Source organism: Allobosea sp. CCNWLY174, from assembly GCF_037120455.1.
GTDB classification, from domain to species: Bacteria; Pseudomonadota; Alphaproteobacteria; order Rhizobiales; family Beijerinckiaceae; genus Allobosea; species Allobosea lupini.
On the sequence record NZ_JBBBBQ010000001.1, the window covers coordinates 491,903 to 508,361 of the forward strand.

The 16,459-nt window shown below is 67.2% G+C and carries 17 protein-coding genes; 12 read left to right on the plus strand and 5 right to left on the minus strand.

The genetic code is table 11. The features are described 5' to 3' along the window. The first annotated feature begins 316 nt into the window (after positions 1 to 316). From rpsF to V7S63_RS02400, 10 genes are all read left to right on the plus strand, one after another. On the plus strand, positions 317 to 769 hold the full coding sequence (gene rpsF / locus V7S63_RS02355) for a 30S ribosomal protein S6 (RefSeq protein WP_091829385.1): 453 nt from the start codon (positions 317 to 319) through the stop codon (positions 767 to 769). A gap of 2 nt (positions 770 to 771) precedes the next feature. Continuing rightward, complete coding sequence (gene rpsR / locus V7S63_RS02360) at positions 772 to 1,017, plus strand: 30S ribosomal protein S18 (RefSeq protein ID WP_038367644.1); 246 nt, start codon at positions 772 to 774, stop codon at positions 1,015 to 1,017. A 151-nt stretch (positions 1,018 to 1,168) separates the two neighbouring features. Beyond that, positions 1,169 to 2,113, plus strand: a complete 945-nt coding sequence (locus V7S63_RS02365) for a DUF2232 domain-containing protein (protein ID WP_167561494.1) — start codon at positions 1,169 to 1,171, stop codon at positions 2,111 to 2,113. A gap of 37 nt (positions 2,114 to 2,150) precedes the next feature. Then, positions 2,151 to 2,711: a 50S ribosomal protein L9 gene (gene rplI / locus V7S63_RS02370; protein ID WP_091829389.1), complete on the plus strand. Its 561-nt coding sequence runs from the start codon at positions 2,151 to 2,153 to the stop codon at positions 2,709 to 2,711. Between the two features lie 164 nt (positions 2,712 to 2,875). Beyond that, entirely contained in the window at positions 2,876 to 4,369 is a 1,494-nt protein-coding gene (locus V7S63_RS02375; RefSeq protein ID WP_091829391.1) for a replicative DNA helicase, read from the plus strand. Next, the gene (gene alr / locus V7S63_RS02380; protein WP_336529085.1) at positions 4,366 to 5,496 is read left to right on the plus strand and encodes an alanine racemase; all 1,131 of its coding nucleotides are present in this window, start codon (positions 4,366 to 4,368) and stop codon (positions 5,494 to 5,496) included. The genes V7S63_RS02375 and alr overlap by 4 nt, the downstream gene beginning before the upstream one ends. 162 nt (positions 5,497 to 5,658) lie before the next feature. Then, positions 5,659 to 7,083, plus strand: coding sequence for a DNA repair protein RadA (gene radA, locus V7S63_RS02385; protein WP_336529086.1), 1,425 nt, complete (start codon positions 5,659 to 5,661; stop codon positions 7,081 to 7,083). 193 nt (positions 7,084 to 7,276) lie between these two features. After that, complete coding sequence (locus V7S63_RS02390) at positions 7,277 to 7,993, plus strand: CvpA family protein (RefSeq protein ID WP_091829397.1); 717 nt, start codon at positions 7,277 to 7,279, stop codon at positions 7,991 to 7,993. Positions 7,994 to 8,134: 141 nt separating this feature from the next. Further along, positions 8,135 to 9,604, plus strand: coding sequence for an amidophosphoribosyltransferase (gene purF, locus V7S63_RS02395; RefSeq protein WP_091829399.1), 1,470 nt, complete (start codon positions 8,135 to 8,137; stop codon positions 9,602 to 9,604). Between the two features lie 19 nt (positions 9,605 to 9,623). Then, positions 9,624 to 10,364 (plus strand): SDR family NAD(P)-dependent oxidoreductase, encoded by a 741-nt coding sequence (locus V7S63_RS02400; RefSeq protein WP_336529087.1) that lies wholly within the window; start codon positions 9,624 to 9,626, stop codon positions 10,362 to 10,364. A 111-nt stretch (positions 10,365 to 10,475) separates the two neighbouring features. On the opposite strand, the gene V7S63_RS02405 is transcribed toward V7S63_RS02400, so the two are convergent. From V7S63_RS02405 to V7S63_RS02420, 4 genes are all read right to left on the minus strand, one after another. Beyond that, the gene (locus V7S63_RS02405) at positions 10,476 to 10,883 is read right to left on the minus strand and encodes an NUDIX hydrolase (RefSeq protein ID WP_091829403.1); all 408 of its coding nucleotides are present in this window, start codon (positions 10,881 to 10,883) and stop codon (positions 10,476 to 10,478) included. Then, positions 10,883 to 12,271, minus strand: coding sequence for a ribosome biogenesis GTPase Der (gene der, locus V7S63_RS02410; protein WP_100960129.1), 1,389 nt, complete (start codon positions 12,269 to 12,271; stop codon positions 10,883 to 10,885). Before der ends, V7S63_RS02405 begins: the two co-directional genes overlap by 1 nt. 104 nt (positions 12,272 to 12,375) lie before the next feature. Further along, positions 12,376 to 13,038, minus strand: a complete 663-nt coding sequence (locus V7S63_RS02415; RefSeq protein ID WP_336529088.1) for a tetratricopeptide repeat protein — start codon at positions 13,036 to 13,038, stop codon at positions 12,376 to 12,378. Positions 13,039 to 13,192: 154 nt separating this feature from the next. Further along, positions 13,193 to 13,798, minus strand: a complete 606-nt coding sequence (locus tag V7S63_RS02420) for a TetR/AcrR family transcriptional regulator (RefSeq protein ID WP_336529089.1) — start codon at positions 13,796 to 13,798, stop codon at positions 13,193 to 13,195. Positions 13,799 to 13,868: 70 nt separating this feature from the next. On the opposite strand from V7S63_RS02420, the gene V7S63_RS02425 reads away from it, so the two are divergent. Together V7S63_RS02425 and V7S63_RS02430 are read left to right on the plus strand one after the other, a co-directional pair. Further along, positions 13,869 to 14,273: a VOC family protein gene (locus V7S63_RS02425; protein ID WP_100960123.1), complete on the plus strand. Its 405-nt coding sequence runs from the start codon at positions 13,869 to 13,871 to the stop codon at positions 14,271 to 14,273. 65 nt (positions 14,274 to 14,338) lie between these two features. Then, positions 14,339 to 15,355 (plus strand): purine-nucleoside phosphorylase, encoded by a 1,017-nt coding sequence (locus V7S63_RS02430; RefSeq protein WP_336529090.1) that lies wholly within the window; start codon positions 14,339 to 14,341, stop codon positions 15,353 to 15,355. A gap of 3 nt (positions 15,356 to 15,358) precedes the next feature. Here the strand turns inward: V7S63_RS02430 and queA are convergent, their stop codons facing one another. Continuing rightward, the gene (gene queA / locus V7S63_RS02435; RefSeq protein WP_336529091.1) at positions 15,359 to 16,453 is read right to left on the minus strand and encodes a tRNA preQ1(34) S-adenosylmethionine ribosyltransferase-isomerase QueA; all 1,095 of its coding nucleotides are present in this window, start codon (positions 16,451 to 16,453) and stop codon (positions 15,359 to 15,361) included. Positions 16,454 to 16,459 lie beyond the last annotated feature (6 nt).

Here is a 16,459-nt window from a genome sequence, read left to right on the forward strand (position 1 = left end):
TTAACAAGTCGGGGCGCAGTCGCACCGTGCAGCTGGCCAAGTCAAGGCGTTTACGCGACGAAAGTCGACTTGCATCAGCTTTTTGCGATGTTTTCCGCTTGCATGATGGACTGCCTCGCGGTAACGACCGCCTCGGTTTGTTCGGCCGGAGGCTGAACGGACGGCGAAGCCATTCCCGCAAGGAAGCGTTTCGTAGGCTCCGCATCAAGGGGCCGCCGTCCCGTGTCTCCGCCTTCGAAGAAATCCTGTCGGGCCTTTATCCAGGGCTCGGAGGGCTCCGCGTCGAACGAAACCGGTGAACGAAGAAAGGCCAATCATGGCATTGTACGAGCACGTTCTGCTCGCGCGGCAAGATGTCAGCGCGCAGCAGGTCGAGGCCCTTGTCGAGCAGTTCAAGGGCATCGTCGAGGCGAATGGCGGTTCCGTCCCCAAGGTCGAGTACTGGGGCGTGAAGTCGCTGGGCTATCGCATCAAGAAGAACCGCAAGGCGCACTACTCGCTGCTGAACATCAACGCTCCCGCGGCGGCCGTCGCCGAGATGGAGCGCCAGATGCGCATCAACGAAGACGTGCTGCGCTTCATGACCATCCGCGTCGAGGAACTCGAGGAAGGTCAGTCGGTCATGCTGCAGAAGCGCGACCGCGACGAGCGTAGCGATCGTTTCGACCGTGGCCCGGGCGGCGGTGACCGTTTCGACCGCGGCCCGCGCCGCGAGCGTCCGCGTCGTGAAGACGAAGCGACGACCGAAGCTACCGCTGGGGAGGCCTGAGCATGTCGACTGCATCCGCCGGCGCCCGCCGCCCCTTCTTCCGCCGCCGCAAGTCCTGCCCGTTCTCGGGCGAGGGCGCGCCGAAGATCGACTACAAGGATGTGCGCCTGCTCTCGCGCTACATCTCCGAGCGCGGCAAGATCGTGCCGTCGCGCATCACGGCCGTCTCGGCCAAGAAGCAGCGCGAGCTCGCCCAGGCGATCAAGCGCGCCCGCTTCCTCGGCCTGCTGCCCTACGTCATCCGCTGAGCGGGTGAAGATTTCCCCGGCGGCGCCCAGCGCCGCCGGGCTTTCGATCCCACGTAGACTTTAGTCGCCAGGCGGTGAAAACCCGTCTGGTATGTTGAGGCGATCAGCCTCTCACCCTGCCCTTTTCGAGCAGCGGGACAGCAGGACGGATATGCTCCCCATCGTCGGCATCGGCGCCGGGCTGGTTTCAGCCCTTCTGTTCACAGTGGTGATCACCGGATCGCCGCTGGCGCTGCTGTTGTCCTATGTCGCCCCGCTCCCCGTCTTCATCGCAGCGCTCGGCTGGAATCACCGCGCCGGACTGGTCGCCGTCGCTTCCGGCACGCTCGCGGTCACCCTCGTGCTCAAGCTCTCGCTCGGGCTCGCCTTCGCCATCGGCGCGGCCCTGCCGGCCTGGTGGATCGCCTATCTCGCCTTGCTGGCCCGCAATGACGACCAGAACAACAGCGAATGGTATCCGCTCGGACGCCTGCTGGTCTGGATCGCCGCCGTCGCGACGCTGGTGACGGTGGGCGGCGCGCTCGCCATCTCCACCGATTTCGAGACCTACCAGCGTGTCATGACGCACGGCCTGCGGCTCGTGCTCAGCGGCGGCGAGGGCATCGGCCCGGTCGTGCGGCTGCCGGCCGGCGTCGACGCCGGCGAAATCGCGGCCCGGCTCGCGGCCCTTGTGCCCGCCGCGGCCGGCGCCTCCTTCGTGCCGATGATCGTCGCCAATCTCTGGCTGGCGGCGAAGGCGGTGCGGGTCTCCGGCCGGCTGCCGCGCCCCTGGCCTCTCATCTCCGCGACCCGCCTGCCGGCGCAGGCCGTGGCCGGGCTCGTCGGCGGGATCCTGCTCAGCTTCGCCGGCGGCTTCATCGGCCTGGCCGGCGCCGCGCTGGCAGGCGCGCTGATCGCCGCCTTCGGCCTCGCCGGGCTCGCCGCCGTCCACGACCTCAGCCGGGGCAAATCCTGGCGGACGCCGACCTTGCTCGCGATCTATCTCGCGCTCGTGGTCATGCTGATCACCGTCTTCCCATTCCTCGCGCTGCTCGGCATCGCCGACGCGCTGATCGACCTTCGCCGGCGCAAGCCGCCGGCGTCGCCTGCTGCCTGAACCCAAACGCCTCTCACGAACTCAAAGGAGAAGACCCATGGAAGTGATCCTGCTCGAACGCGTCGCCAAGCTCGGCCAGATGGGCGAGACCGTCCGCGTGCGCGACGGCTATGCCCGCAATTTCCTGCTCGCCCGCGGCAAGGCCCTGCGCGCCACCGAAGAGAACAAGAAGCGCTTCGAGACCCAGCGCGCCCAGCTCGAGACCCGCAACCTCGAGCTGAAGCGCGAGGCCGACTCGGTCGCTGAGAACCTGGACGGGCAGTCGGTCGTGATCCTGCGCCAGTCGGGCGAGTCCGGCGTGCTCTACGGCTCGGTCTCGACCCGCGACATCGCCGAGGCGCTGGGCGCCGAGGGCTTTACCGTCGACCGCAACCAGGTCACGCTCAACACCCCGATCAAGACGCTCGGCCTGCACACCGTTCCGGTCGTGCTGCACCCGGAAGTCTCGGTCACCGTGACCGTCAACATCGCCCGCTCGGCTGAAGAGGCCCAGCGCCAGGCGGCCGGCGAGAACGTCACCGCCCGCGAGGAGTTCGATCTCGACGATCTCGGCCTCGAAGTCGGCGCGGCGCTGGCCGAGGCCGGCGACGACCGCTGAGCCCTTTCAGAGGCTTGCACGAGTCAATGGGCGCCGTGGCAACACGGCGCCCTTTTCGTATCGCCTGTGAACTGGGGTGGATTGCGTTCCTGACACTCGCCAAGCGCCGGCAAATGCTAGAGTGAACCAGTTCCGACTCATCCCAGCGAGATTGCCTGCAGGCTATGGCCACTGCCACCGCCCTCGTCGCCCGCCTCGAGACCAGTCACGAGGCCAACTTCCGCGTCCAGCCTCACAATATCGAGGCGGAGCAGGCGCTGCTGGGCGCCATCCTGGTCAACAACGACGCCTTCTACCGGGTCTCGGACTTCCTGCAGCCCGAGCACTTCTTCGAGGAGCTGCACCGGCGGATCTTCGAGCTGATGAGCAGCATGATCCGGGCGGGGAAGATCGCGACGCCGATCACGCTCAAGACCTTCGTCGGCGAGATCGATCTCGGCGGCATCACTGCGCCGCAATATCTCGCCCGGCTCGCGGCCGAGGCGACGACCGTCATCAACGCTGCCGACTATGGCCGGACCATCTACGACCTCGCCGTCCGTCGCCAGTTGATCGGCGTCGGCGAAGAACTGGTGAACGTCGCCTATGACGCGCCGGTCGACATGGCGCCGCGCGAGCAGATCGAGGATGCCGAGCGCAAGCTCTACGCGCTCGCCGAGAAGGGCCGCTACGAGGGCGGTTTCCAGAAATTCGACGGGGCGCTGCGGCTCGCCATCGACATGGCGGCGAGCGCCTTCCAGCGCGCCGGCGGCCTCTCCGGCATCTCGTCGGGGCTGCGCGATCTCGACGCGCGGATGGGCGGCCTGCAGCGCTCCGACCTGATCGTGCTCGCCGGCCGCCCGGCCATGGGCAAGACCTCGCTCGCGACCAATATCGCCTTCAACATGGCCAAGGCCTGGCGCGGCGAGCGCCAGGAGGACGGCACGATCAAGTCGGTCGACGGCGCCATCGTCGGCTTCTTCTCGCTCGAAATGTCGGCCGACCAGCTCGCCACACGTATCGTCGCCGAACAGTCGGGCATCTCCTCCTACAAGATCAGGCAGGGCCGCATCACCGAGGGCGATTTCGCCCGGCTGACCGACGTTGCCGCCCAGATCGAGAAACTGCCGCTCTATATCGACCAGACCGGCGGCATCTCGATCGCCCAGCTTGTCGCCCGCGCCCGCCGCCTGCAGCGCCAGAAGGGGCTCGACATCCTGTTCATCGACTATCTGCAGCTGCTCTCCGGCTCTTCGAAGGCCGGCCAGAACCGCGTGCAGGAGCTGACCGAAATCACCACCAGCCTGAAGGCGCTGGCCAAGGAGCTCAACGTCCCGATCGTCGCGCTCTCGCAGCTCTCGCGCCAGGTCGAGAACCGCGACGACAAGCGCCCCCAGCTCTCGGATCTGCGTGAATCCGGCTCGATCGAGCAGGACGCCGACGTGGTGATGTTCGTCTATCGCGAAGAGTATTATCTCAAGGGCAAGGAGCCCCGGCCGGGCACCGACGAGCACAACAAGTGGGTGATGGAGATGGAGGCGGCCCATGGTCTCGCCGAGCTCATCATAGGCAAGCAGCGCCATGGCCCGACCGGAACCGTCGCGCTGCAGTTCGACGCCGACGTGACGCGCTTCTCCGACAGGGCCGATCAGAGCCATCTACCGGAACGCCTCGAATGAACGCCTTCGACACGCCCGAGAATGCCGGCCACGGCGCCATCCTGACGATCGATCTCGGCGCGTTCGTCGCCAATTGGCGTATGCTGAAGCAGCGCGCCGGCACGGAAGCCGCCGCCGTGGTCAAGGCCAACGCCTATGGCATCGGCATCGAGCCGGCCGTCACGGCCCTTGCCCAGGCCGGCTGCAGGACCTTCTTCGTTGCGCATCTGTCCGAGGCGGTGCGCGCCCGTACCGTCGCACCTGAGGCGGCGATCTATGTGCTCAACGGCCTCGCGCCGGAAACCGGCGGGACTTACGCTGAGCACGACCTTTCGCCGGTGCTTGGCTCGCACGAGGAACTGCTAGAATGGGCCGGCTTCCGGCAGAGCGGCGCCAAGGTCAGGCCGGCGGCTCTGCATGTCGACACCGCCATGAACCGGCTCGGGCTGTGGCCCGGCGAAGGGCTCGACCTGGCACGCGAAAAAAGCGGGGTGGTCGCCGCCGCCGGCATCGGGTTGGTGATGAGCCACTTTGCCGCCTCGGAAGTGATCGACGACCCGGCCAACGCCAGGCAGGTATCGGCCTTCGCCGAAGTCGCCGCGGCCTTTCCCGGCGTGCCCGCCTCGCTGCTGAACTCCTCCGGCCATTTCCTGCCGGGTTGCCCCTCCTACCAAATCACCCGGCCGGGCTATGCGCTCTATGGCGGCAATCCGACACCCGGAAAGCCGAATCCGATGCGGCCGGTAGTCGGGCTCGAGGCGCAGATCATCCAGCTGCGCGAGGTCGAGACCGGCACGCAGGTCGGCTATAACGGCACCTGGACGGCGAAGGGTCGGCGCAAGCTCGCCACCATCTGCCTGGGCTATGCCGACGGCTACCCGCGCAATGCCAGCTGGACCGATCGTTCGCAGGGCGGCTCGGCGCTGGTCGGCGGGGTGCGCTGCCCCTTCGTCGGCACGGTCTCGATGGATTTGATCATCGTCGACGTCTCGGACGCGCCGGCCGAGGCGGCCAAACGCGGCTCAGCCGTTACGCTGATCGGGGGCGAGCTCGACCTGGAGGCAGTCGGCGCCGGGGCCAAGACGATCGGCTACGAAATCCTGACCAGCCTCGGCCGCCGCCACGCGCGGCGCTATGTCGGGCTTTGACGCGATGGCTGCCACCTCCATCGTCGTTCCGGGGCTTCGCGCCAGCGAGGAACCCGGAAGCCACGACCGGGTGAACGCTTCCTGCAGCGCCAGGCAAAGGCCGCACCCCGTCATGGGTTCCGGGTTCGCGGCTTTGCCGCGCCCCGGAATGACAATGTAGCGATGGCCAAGCGCGGCCCGACTTACGTCTGCCAGGCCTGCGGCGCGGTCTACCACCGCTGGCAGGGCAAGTGCGATTCCTGCGGCACCTGGTCGTCGCTCGCCGAAGAGGCTCAGGCCGCGCCGGTCCCCGGTGGGGGCCGAGTGCCCTCCGGCGGTCGAGCCCGCGGCCGCATCTTCGCGCTGGAGAGCCTGAAGGGCGAGACGCAGGACGCACCACGCATCGTCTCAGGGATCGGCGAGCTCGACCGCGTCACCGGCGGCGGCTTCGTGCCGGGTTCGGTCCTGCTGATCGGCGGCGATCCCGGCATCGGCAAGTCGACCCTGCTGATGCAGGCCTGCGCCGCCATGGCGATGACCGGCCGGCGCGTGGTCTATGTCTCGGGTGAGGAATCGACCAGCCAGGTTCGCCTGCGGGCCCAGCGCATGGGGCTCGCAGAAGCGCCGGTCGACCTCGCCGCCGAGACGAACATCGAAGACATTATCGCCACCCTCGGGCAAGGCGAGCGCCCTGCCCTCGTGGTGATCGATTCGATCCAGACCATGTGGTCGTCCGAGGTCGAGAGCGCGCCCGGCACGGTGACTCAGGTGCGCGGCTCGGCCCAGGCGCTGATCCGCTACGCCAAGACCTCCGGCGCCTGCCTGATCCTGGTCGGTCACGTCACCAAGGATGGCCAGATCGCCGGCCCGCGTGTCGTCGAACACATGGTCGACGCGGTGCTGTCCTTCGAAGGCGAAGGCACCCATTCCTTCCGCATCCTGCGCGGCCAGAAGAACCGCTTCGGCGCCACCGACGAGATCGGCGTCTTCGAGATGACCGGCGCCGGCCTCTCCGAAGTCGGCAACCCCTCCGCCCTCTTCCTCGCCGGGCGCGACCGGGATGCGCCGGGCGCCGCCGTGCTCGCCAGCATCGAGGGCACGCGGCCGGTGCTGGTCGAGATCCAAGCGCTGGTGGCGCCGAGTGCGCTCGGCACGCCGCGTCGCGCCGTGGTCGGCTGGGAAAACAGCCGCCTGGCCATGGTGCTGGCCGTGCTGGAGACGCATGGGGGCTTAAAGCTCGGGCAGCACGACGTCTATCTCAACGTCGCCGGCGGCCTGCGCGTCGGCGAGCCGGCGGCCGACCTTGCCGTCGCCGCCGCGCTGGTTTCCTCGCTGACCGGAGCGATCCTGCCGTCAGGCGCGGTCCATTTCGGCGAAATCGCCCTGTCGGGCGCGATCCGGCCGGTCTCGGTCGCAGCTGCGAGACTGCGCGAGGCCGCCAAGCTGGGTTTCGAGAGTGCCGTCCTGCCCGCGGCGGGAGCCGATATCGGCGACGGCAACGGCCTGAGATTGCGCCGTCTCAGCCATGTCGGCGAGCTCGTTGCCGAAATCGCAGCAAGCGCTCCCCGGGCTCGTTCCAGTCAGCGCGCTCAGCAAGCAGACCGATGAAGCGGACTCGATGTCAGAGCGGAGAGGCGGATTCTCCGATCAGCTTGGATAACTTGATCGAATCCGGTTCCCGCAGTGCAAAATGAACCGACTGGATGGGTGACGCGCGGCACGCGAGCAGGTATAGCAAAATCCGTCCGGCCCACCCATTTGACGCGTGCCGGCCCCGATTTTGCAGCGAAGCGGCCCTGACATGCCTGTGACAATTCTCGATCTCGTCGTCATCGGCGTGGTGTTGATCTCGGCTTTGCTGGCAGCCGTGCGCGGCCTGACGCGCGAAGTGCTGGCGATCGCCTCCTGGGCCGCCGCCGCCGTCGTCGCCTGGATATTCCATCCACAGCTGCTGCCGCTGGTGCAGCAGCACATCCCGAACAAGACTGTGGCGCTCGTCGCGGTGATCGCGGCCCTGTTCCTGGGGACGCTGATCGTCGTCTCGCTGATCACGGCGCGGATTTCGGACTTCGTGCTCGATTCGCGCATCGGTGCGCTCGACCGCACCCTGGGCTTCGTCTTCGGCGCCGCCCGCGGCCTGCTGCTGGCCGTCGTCGGCTATCTCTTCTTCACCGCGCTGGTGCCGGAAAAGATGCAGCCGGCCTGGGCACGCGATTCGCGCTCCAAGCCGCTTCTGGAAGAAACCGGCCGCAGCCTGCTGACCATGCTGCCTCAGGATATCGATTCGGAATTCGTGAAGAAGCTGCTGCAGCCGAAGACGCCTGAATCGACCGACGCACCGGCCGAGGAGCCGCGCACGCCGGGCACCAATCCGCCGGCCGGCGGCACCGCTCCTGCCGATCCGCAGCGCCGCACCCAGGCGCCCGCCACCGACCGGCAGGCGCTGCAGCGCGTGATCGATACGACTGCCCCGGCCGCCACCGGCACGACGCCCGCCCCGGCGCAACGCCGGCCCTGATTGGAACCAGAGCCTGGCCTCATCACAAAAACGGCACCCGTTCTTGCGATGACGCCCCGCTCTAACAAGTAGTTGGCAGATTCTCTCCGTTCGGCGGCCCGCCGAACGGAAGCCGTATTGAAGCCGCGATGGAGCCTTGCGATGAGCCTGATCCACGATGCCGACGCCGTGTTCGATCCGAACGCCGACCGTTTGCGTGAGGAGTGCGGCGTCTTCGGCATCTTCGGCCATGAGGACGCCGCGGCGCTGACCGCGCTCGGCCTGCACGCACTCCAGCACCGCGGCCAGGAGGCGACCGGCATCGTCTCCTTCGATGGCAAGCGCTTTCACACCGAGCGCCAGCTCGGCCTGGTCGGCGACGCCTTCTCCGATGCGAGCGTGATCGAGAAGCTGAAGGGCAAGCAGGCGATCGGCCATGTCCGCTATTCGACCACCGGTGAGACCATCCTGCGCAACGTCCAGCCGCTGTTCTCCGAATTGCATGGCGGTGGCTTCGCGGTAGCGCATAACGGCAACCTGACCAACGGGCTGACGCTGCGGCGCAATCTCGTCCGTGACGGCGCGATCTATCAGTCGACCTCGGACACCGAGGTGCTGCTCCATCTCGTCGCACGCAGCCGCAAGCCGAAATTCATCGAGCGCTTCATCGACGCGCTGCGGCAGATCGAAGGCGCCTATGCGTTCGTCGGCATCACCAACAAGAAGCTGGTCGGCGCGCGCGACCCGCTCGGCATCCGCCCGCTGGTGCTCGGCGACCTCAATGGCTGCCCGATCCTGACCTCCGAGACCTGCGCGCTCGACATCATCGGCGCCAAGTTCGTCCGCGAGATCGAGAATGGCGAGGTTATCGTCATCTCCGAGCAGGGTATCGAGAGCCACAAGCCCTTCCCGCCGGTGCCGGAACGGCCCTGCATCTTCGAGTACATCTATTTCGCCCGGCCGGATTCGATCGTGAAGGGCCGCAGCATCTATGAGCGCCGCAAGGCGATGGGCGCGCAGCTCGCCGCCGAAGCCCCGGCCGACGCCGACGTGATCGTGCCGGTCCCCGATTCCGGCGTGCCGGCGGCGCTCGGCTATGCCCAGGCGAGCGGCATCCCGTTCGAGCTCGGCATCATCCGCAACCACTATGTCGGCCGCACCTTCATCGAGCCGACGCAGAAGGTGCGCGAGCTCGGCGTGCGCCTGAAGCACTCGGCCAATCGCAGCGTGGTCGAGGGCAAGCGTATCGTGCTGGTCGACGATTCGATCGTGCGCGGCACGACCTCGCTGAAGATCGTCAAGATGATGCGCGAGGCCGGCGCCCGCGAGGTGCATTTCCGCATCTCCTCGCCGCCGATCACCCATCCCGACTATTACGGCATCGATACGCCCGACCAGCAGAAGCTGCTCGCCGCGACCCATACGCTCGAGGAGATGCGCCAGTTCGTCGGCGCCGATTCGCTCGCCTTCATCTCTGTCGACGGCCTCTACAAGGCGATGGGGCATGAACAGCGCGATCCGACCCGGCCGCAGTTCACCGACCATTGCTTCACCGGCGACTATCCGACCTCGCTGACCGATGTCGTCGGCGAGAGCGCCAAGCAGCAGATGTCGCTTCTGGCCGCCGGCTGAGCCTTTCGACGGGATTTCGATGACCAAGCCTCTGGAAGGGCGCATCGCGCTCGTCACCGGCGCGTCGCGCGGGATCGGCCGCGCCGCAGCGTTCGCCTTTGCCGAGGCAGGTGCCCATGTGATCGCGCTGGCGCGAACCACCGGCGGACTGGAAGAGCTCGACGACGAGATCAGGGCAATCGGCGGCAGCGCGACCCTGGTCCCGGCCGACCTCGCCGATGCCGCCGCGATCGAGAAGCTGGGCCCTGCCCTGCTCGAGCGCTGGGGCCGGCTCGACATCCTGCTCGCCAATGCCGGCGTCCTCGGACCGCTGGCGCCGCTGACGCATGTGAGCGCCAAGGAATGGGCCGAGGTCTTCGACATCAATGTCAGCGCCAACTGGCGGTTGCTGAAATCGGTCGAGCCGGCGCTGAAAGCCTCAGAATCCGGCCGGGCGATCTTCCTGTCCTCCGGCGCGGCGCATAAGGGCTTGGCCTATTGGGCGCCCTATGCCGTTTCCAAGGCTGCGCTCGAGGCGATGGCGCGCAGCTATGCCGACGAGACCCGCTCGACCAATCTGCGGGTCATGCTGGTCAATCCCGGTCCGTTGCGGACCCGCATGCGCGCCCAAGCGATGCCGGGCGAAGACCCGATGACGTTGAAGACGCCCGAGGATCTGGCGCCGCACCTCGTCGAGATCGCTTCGCCGGAGTGGAGCGAGACCGGCAAGATTTTCGACTTCCCGCAGGGCAAGGTGCTGACGCCGCAGATGCCGGCTTAACAACCGGCGTCATTCTCGACCGAAGCGAAGCGCAGAGCCGAGAATCTCAGGCCGATGGAGGCGCCGTCCGTCATGAGATGCTCGTGTCGAGCCCGAGCATGACGCGCCTCTTCACGTCGCCGCATACTCCCGTACCACCGCGATCAGGTCGGGCACCGTCAGGTTCGGCAACGCCGCCATCTCGTCGAGCGAGAACCAGCCGATGCGGACATGCTCGTCGGAGAGGTTCTCGGCCTCGTCGCCGTCCCAGCCGGAAACGACATAGATGTGGTGCAGCGCTGCGCCGTTGCGCTCCGGAAAGCGCTCTTCGGCGGAGAGCATCAGCCGGTAGGTCTGCGGGACCAGCCCGACCTCCTCCTTGCATTCTCGGATGAGCGCGGCATCCAGCGCTTCGCCCGCCTCGACCCTGCCGCCGATCGCGTCCCAGTGATCGGCCCAGGCGCGTTTCCACGAGGCGCGCAGCCCAAGCAGCACCCGCCCGTCGGCGCGCAGGAAGAGCGCGCTGACGGTCTCCAGCATCAGCCCTTGCTCTTGTCGTAGGGGTTGGCGCCGCCGCGGGTGTGAAGCCTGATCGGCGTGCCGGGCAGTTCGAAGGCCTCGCGCAGGTTGTTGACCAGGTAGCGCGTATAGGACACGGGCAGATGGTCGAGCTGGTTGCCGAACAGCGCGAATGTCGGCGGGCGCGCCTTGGCCTGCGTCATATAGCGGATCTTGATGCGCCGGCCGGCGACAGCCGGCGGCGGATGGGCCGAGAGCACGCCTTCGAGCCAGCGATTGATCTTCGCGGTCGAGACGCGACGGTTCCAGACCTCATAGGAGCGGAACACCGCCTGCATCAGCCGGTCGATGCCCTCGCCGGCGATGCCGGAGAGCGGCACGATCTCGACGCCGCGGATCTGCGCCAGCAAATGATGCGCCTTCTCCTTGAGCTCGGCGAGCAGGCCCTGCTTATCGGCGACCAGGTCCCATTTGTTCAGGCCGATGACGACGGCGCGGCCTTCGCGCTCGCTCAGGTCGGCCAGGGTCAGGTCCTGCTTCTCGAAGGGGATGGTGGCATCGAGCAGGACGACCACTACCTCGGCGAAGCGGATGGCCCGCAGCGAATCCGCGACGGCGAGCTTTTCGAGCTTCTCGTCGATGCGGGCGCGCTTGCGCATTCCGGCGGTGTCGAACAGCTTGACCGGCCGTCCGCGCCATTCCCATTCGACCGAGATGGTGTCGCGGGTGATGCCGGCCTCGGGGCCGGTCAACAGGCGCTCCTCGCCGATCATCCGGTTGACCAGCGTCGACTTGCCGGCATTGGGCCGGCCGATGATGGTGACGCGCAGCGGCCGGTTCGGATCGATGTCCTCATCAGACGGGGCATCGGCGGGCACGTCGGCCCAGGCCTCCTCCTCGTCCTCCTCCGGCTCGTCGTCGACGTAAGGCGCCAGCGCCTCCAGCAGGTCGGAGGTGCCCTCGCCATGTTCGGCCGAGAACGGCACGGGATCACCGAGCCCGAGCGCAAAGGCCTCCATCACGCCATCCTTGCCCTTGTTCCCCTCGGCCTTGTTGGCGAGCAGGATGACGGGCTTGCCGGAGCGGCGCACCAGCTCGGCGAAAGGCTGGTCCATCGGCGTCAGGCCGAGGCGGGCATCGATCATGAACAGGATGACGTCGGCCTGGTCGATCGCGGTTTCGGTCTGGGCGCGCATGCGGCCAGCGAGCGAATCCTTGTCGGCCTCTTCGAGGCCGGCGGTATCGATCACCGTGAAGCGCAGATGGCCGAGGCTGGCGTCGCCCTCGCGGCGATCGCGCGTGACGCCAGGCTGATCGTCGACGAGCGCGAGCTTCTTGCCGACGAGCCGGTTGAACAGGGTCGACTTGCCGACATTGGGTCGGCCGACGATGGCGATGATGGCGCTCATGATCCGTCTTTAATGCAGCATCGGGCTTCGTCCGGAAAGTGGCTCCACTGTCCGGAAGAGGCCCAAGCCTGGAGGGCGGCCACCTGTGACGGCGGCGCCCGATGTCAGTTCTTGATGGTGACAGGGCCGCCGCGCACCAGCGTGAGATAGAGCTCGACGCGCTGGCGCAGCACCTGCGGTGATTGCGGATCGGCAACCACGGCGTCGAACCAGCGTCCGGCATCCTCGAACAGGTTGGCCTTCAGCGCGGCAATGCCGAGGAATTCGCGGGCCGAATGGCGCCACAGCCCGGTGGGCGTCGCCAGCGGCTCGAGCTCCTTGCGCAGCTCGGCGAAAGGCACGAGGTCGACGCGCAGCATGCCGGCACGCAGGCGGGCGAGATCGCGATAATACTGGTCGAGCGTGGTGTCGTTGGCGAGGGCGTCGAAAGCGGTCGCGCCGGCAGCCGCATCACGCTTGCCGACCTCGGAAGCGAGGCGGAAGCGCGAGAGCAGCCGGTAGCCGGCCGGCGCATTGGCGGCGAGCTCGGTCAGCGTCGTTTCGGCGGCGCTGGCGTTGTTGTCGCGCGAGGCGCGTACCGCCTCCTCGAACCTGGCGCCAACGGCCTCGGCCTTCTTGCGCTCCTGCTGCTGCCAGAACTGCCAGCCGGCAACGCCCGCCACCGCCAGCACGGCGATGGCGATGAAGACATTGCCATATTTCTTGAGGATGGCGCTCGCCTTGTCGCGGCGAACCTCCTCGTCGATCTCGCGGAAAATGTCGGACATGACGCCTCGAATTGATCTTCACGCGCCATCCGCTCGACCAAAATCGGCCAAACCGACAGAATTCGCGCAAAGCTGAAAAGCTGCGGCATGCCGGGTAGCATCTTTGCCGGCGGAATGCGAGCCGGAACGGCCACACGGAGCCGTCAGGGCAAGCCTATCGTGACGGCGCGCCCGGCGTAGCCAGGCCAGCCACCACAGCATCGATGAGCTTGTGCCATTCGCCCGGCTCAGCTCCGGCCGCGATTGCAAGAGCAGCGCGGTCATAGGCCGCGCCGAGCAACTGGGCTGTCGCCGCCAGCGGCAACTTCGGCAATGCACCAGCTTGTATCGCCGCTGCGAGCCCTTCGCGAAGCGTCCGCCCGCCATGGCGCGCATCGATCGCGTCGAGCTCCTCGCGGCCGAGCACCGCCACGGCATCGATCAGCAGAAGCTGGGTTCGGCCCGGTTCCCGCATCGCCTCCAGGAAGGCCGCGCCGCCCTTGCTGAGCGCTTTCAGCGGCGCCAGGCCGGGCCGGGCCGCGCTCTCGATCTCCCGCGCGACCGCCGCCGATTCCACCTCGACCACGGCCCGGAACAGCGCCCGCTTGTCGGCGAAGTGATGGTAGAGCGCACCGCGCGTCACCCCCGCCTCGGCGACAAGTTCCGGCGTGCCGGTCTCGGCATAGCCCCGGCTGACGAAGAGCTTGCGCCCCGCCGCAATCAGCGCGGCGCGCGTGGTGTCGGAGCGATCCTTGTTGGACCGGCGTCCAGCTTCTTGCATACGTGCAGCCTGTATGTTAATTCACATAAACATGCAGATTGTATGTTTTTGATGAAAGGCAGGCAAGCCCATGAAAGTCAGCAGTTATTACCCGGTGATCATGACCGACAAGGTCGCCGAGACCGCCGCCTTCTACATTGCTCATTTCGGCTTCGAGGCCCAGTTCGAGGCGGACTGGTATGTCCATCTGCAGTCGACCGTCGACGAGCGGGTGACGCTGGCGGTGCTGGACGGGAGCCACGACACCATCCCCCTCCCCGGCCGCGGCCGCGTCAGCGGTTTGATCCTGAACTTCGAGGTCGAAGACGTCGACGCCGAATATGCCAGGCTGACGGCAGCCGGTCTGCCGATCCTGCAGGAGCTGCGCGATGAATGGTTCGGCCAGCGCCACTTCATCACAGCCGATCCGAGCGGCGTGCTGATCGACGTGATCAAGCCGATCCCGATGAGCGCGCCGCCCGAAGCCCACGCTTGATCGCACCGTTCGTGGCAGGCACCTTGCTTCAGCGTCCACCATCACGCTGCGGCAAGGAGAGCGCCATGAACCGGATCGCCAGCAGGCTCGGAGCAGCCCTTCTCAGCCTCGCCCCGCTCGGCAATGGCGGTGCGGCAGAAGCGGCACCGATCAAGGTCAAGGTCTTCGTCGCCTCGATGTTCGAGATCGGCGCCAATACCGGCGACCGGGCTGGCGAGTTCCAGCACTGGTATGAGCGCTACTGGCAGAAGAGCCAGCCGCACGAGGTGCGCGGCGCGCTGAAGCCGGCCTATTGCAATGACGACGGTGTCTGCGGCGCGGTGCTCGGCATGGGCAAGGTCAACTCATCCTCCTCGATGCAGGCGATCCTGCTCGATCCCGAATACGACTTCTCGCAAGCCTATTTCGTCATCACCGGCGTTGCCGGCACGCCGCCTTCGCGCGGCACGATCGGCGACGTCTCCTGGGGCACCTGGCTGGTCGACTACGATCTCGGCCATCGCTGGGCGCCGGAGGAAGGCAAGCCGGGCGAGCCGGTATTCATCCCGCGCAAGGGCTATGAGGAGTACCGGGTCTTCAAGCTCAACCCGACGCTGGTCGGCTGGGCGACGCGGCTGAGCGCCGGGGTCAACCTGCAGGATTCGGAGTCGGCGAAGCAGTATCGCCAGCGCTATCCGGACGAGAAGGCACGGGCGGCGCCCTCCGTCCAGACCGGCACGCACATGACCGGCGACACTTTCTTCCACGGCCCGGGCCTGTCGAAGGAGGCGCAGTACATGGCGAAGCTCTATGGCGCCGACGACTATGTCATCACCGAGATGGAGGCCGCGGCAATCACGCTGGTGATCAAGCGCCAGTTCGGCACCGACCGGATCCTGAGCCTGCGCGGCGCGGTCAACTTCGACCAGGGCAATCCGAACGAGACGACGCAGCAGCATCTCGACCCGGCACCCGGCCAGACAGCCGGCGGCTTTGCCGAGACCGTGGCCAATGTCGAGGCGGTCGGCTCGCGTGTCGTCGATCACATCGTCGGCAATTGGGGCGAGTGGCAAAAGGGCGTGCCGCCGCTACCGGCGAAGTAAGGCTCAGGCCGAGGCGTCGGCCCGGAACAGCAGGCTGCCATCGCCATAGGAATAGAAGCGATAGCCCTCGGCGATGGCGTGGGCATAGGCGCGCTTCATCACATCGAGCCCGCTGAAGGCGCTGACGAGCATGAACAGCGTCGAGCGCGGCAGGTGAAAATTGGTCATCAGCAGGTCGACGGCGCGGAAGCGATAGCCCGGCGTAATGAAGATCGCCGTATCGCCCGAAAACGGCTTGACGACGCCATCCTCGCCGGTCGCACTTTCGAGCAGGCGCAGCGAGGTCGTGCCGACCGCGACGATGCGGCCGCCGGCGGCGTGAACCGCATTGAGCGCGTCGGCCGTCGCGGCGCCGACCGTGCCCCATTCGGCGTGCATGCGATGCTCGTCGGTGTCCTCGGCCTTGACCGGCAGGAAGGTGCCGGCGCCGACATGCAGGGTGACAAAATGGCTGGAGACGCCGCGCGTCCTCAGCGCATCGAATAGCTCCGGTGTGAAGTGCAGGCCGGCGGTCGGCGCGGCGACGGCGCCTTCCTCGCGCGCATAGGTGGTCTGGTAGTCGTGGGCATCGGCCTGGTCGGTCGCGCGCTTGCCGGCAATGTAAGGCGGCAGTGGCAACTCGCCGAGCCGTGCGATCGCCTCGTCGAGATAGGGACCCGTCAGCGAGAAGCGCAGGCCGATATCGCCGCCCTCCCCCTTGTCCTCGACTTCGGCCTGAAGCCGGGCGAGTTCGCAGGCATTGCCGGCGCCGTCGCTGTCGAAGACGATCGTCTCGCCGACATTGAGCTTCTTGGCCGGACGGGCGAAGGCGCGCCAGCGATCATCCGCTTCGCGCTTGTGCAGCATGATCTCGATGCGGGCCGAAGCCTCGCCGCGAGTGCGCCTCCCCCAGAGGCGGGATGGGATGACGCGGGTGTCGTTCAACACCAGCGCATCGCCCGGCTGCAGCAGCTCGACGAGATCACGAACGCCGCGATCCGCAAGAGGCTCAGGCGAGCCGGGGCGTACGACGAGCAGCCTGGCCGCATCCCGCGGAGTTACCGGCCGCAGCGCGATGCGTTCTTCGGGCAGATCGAAATCGAAGAGACCGACGTCCATGGACCG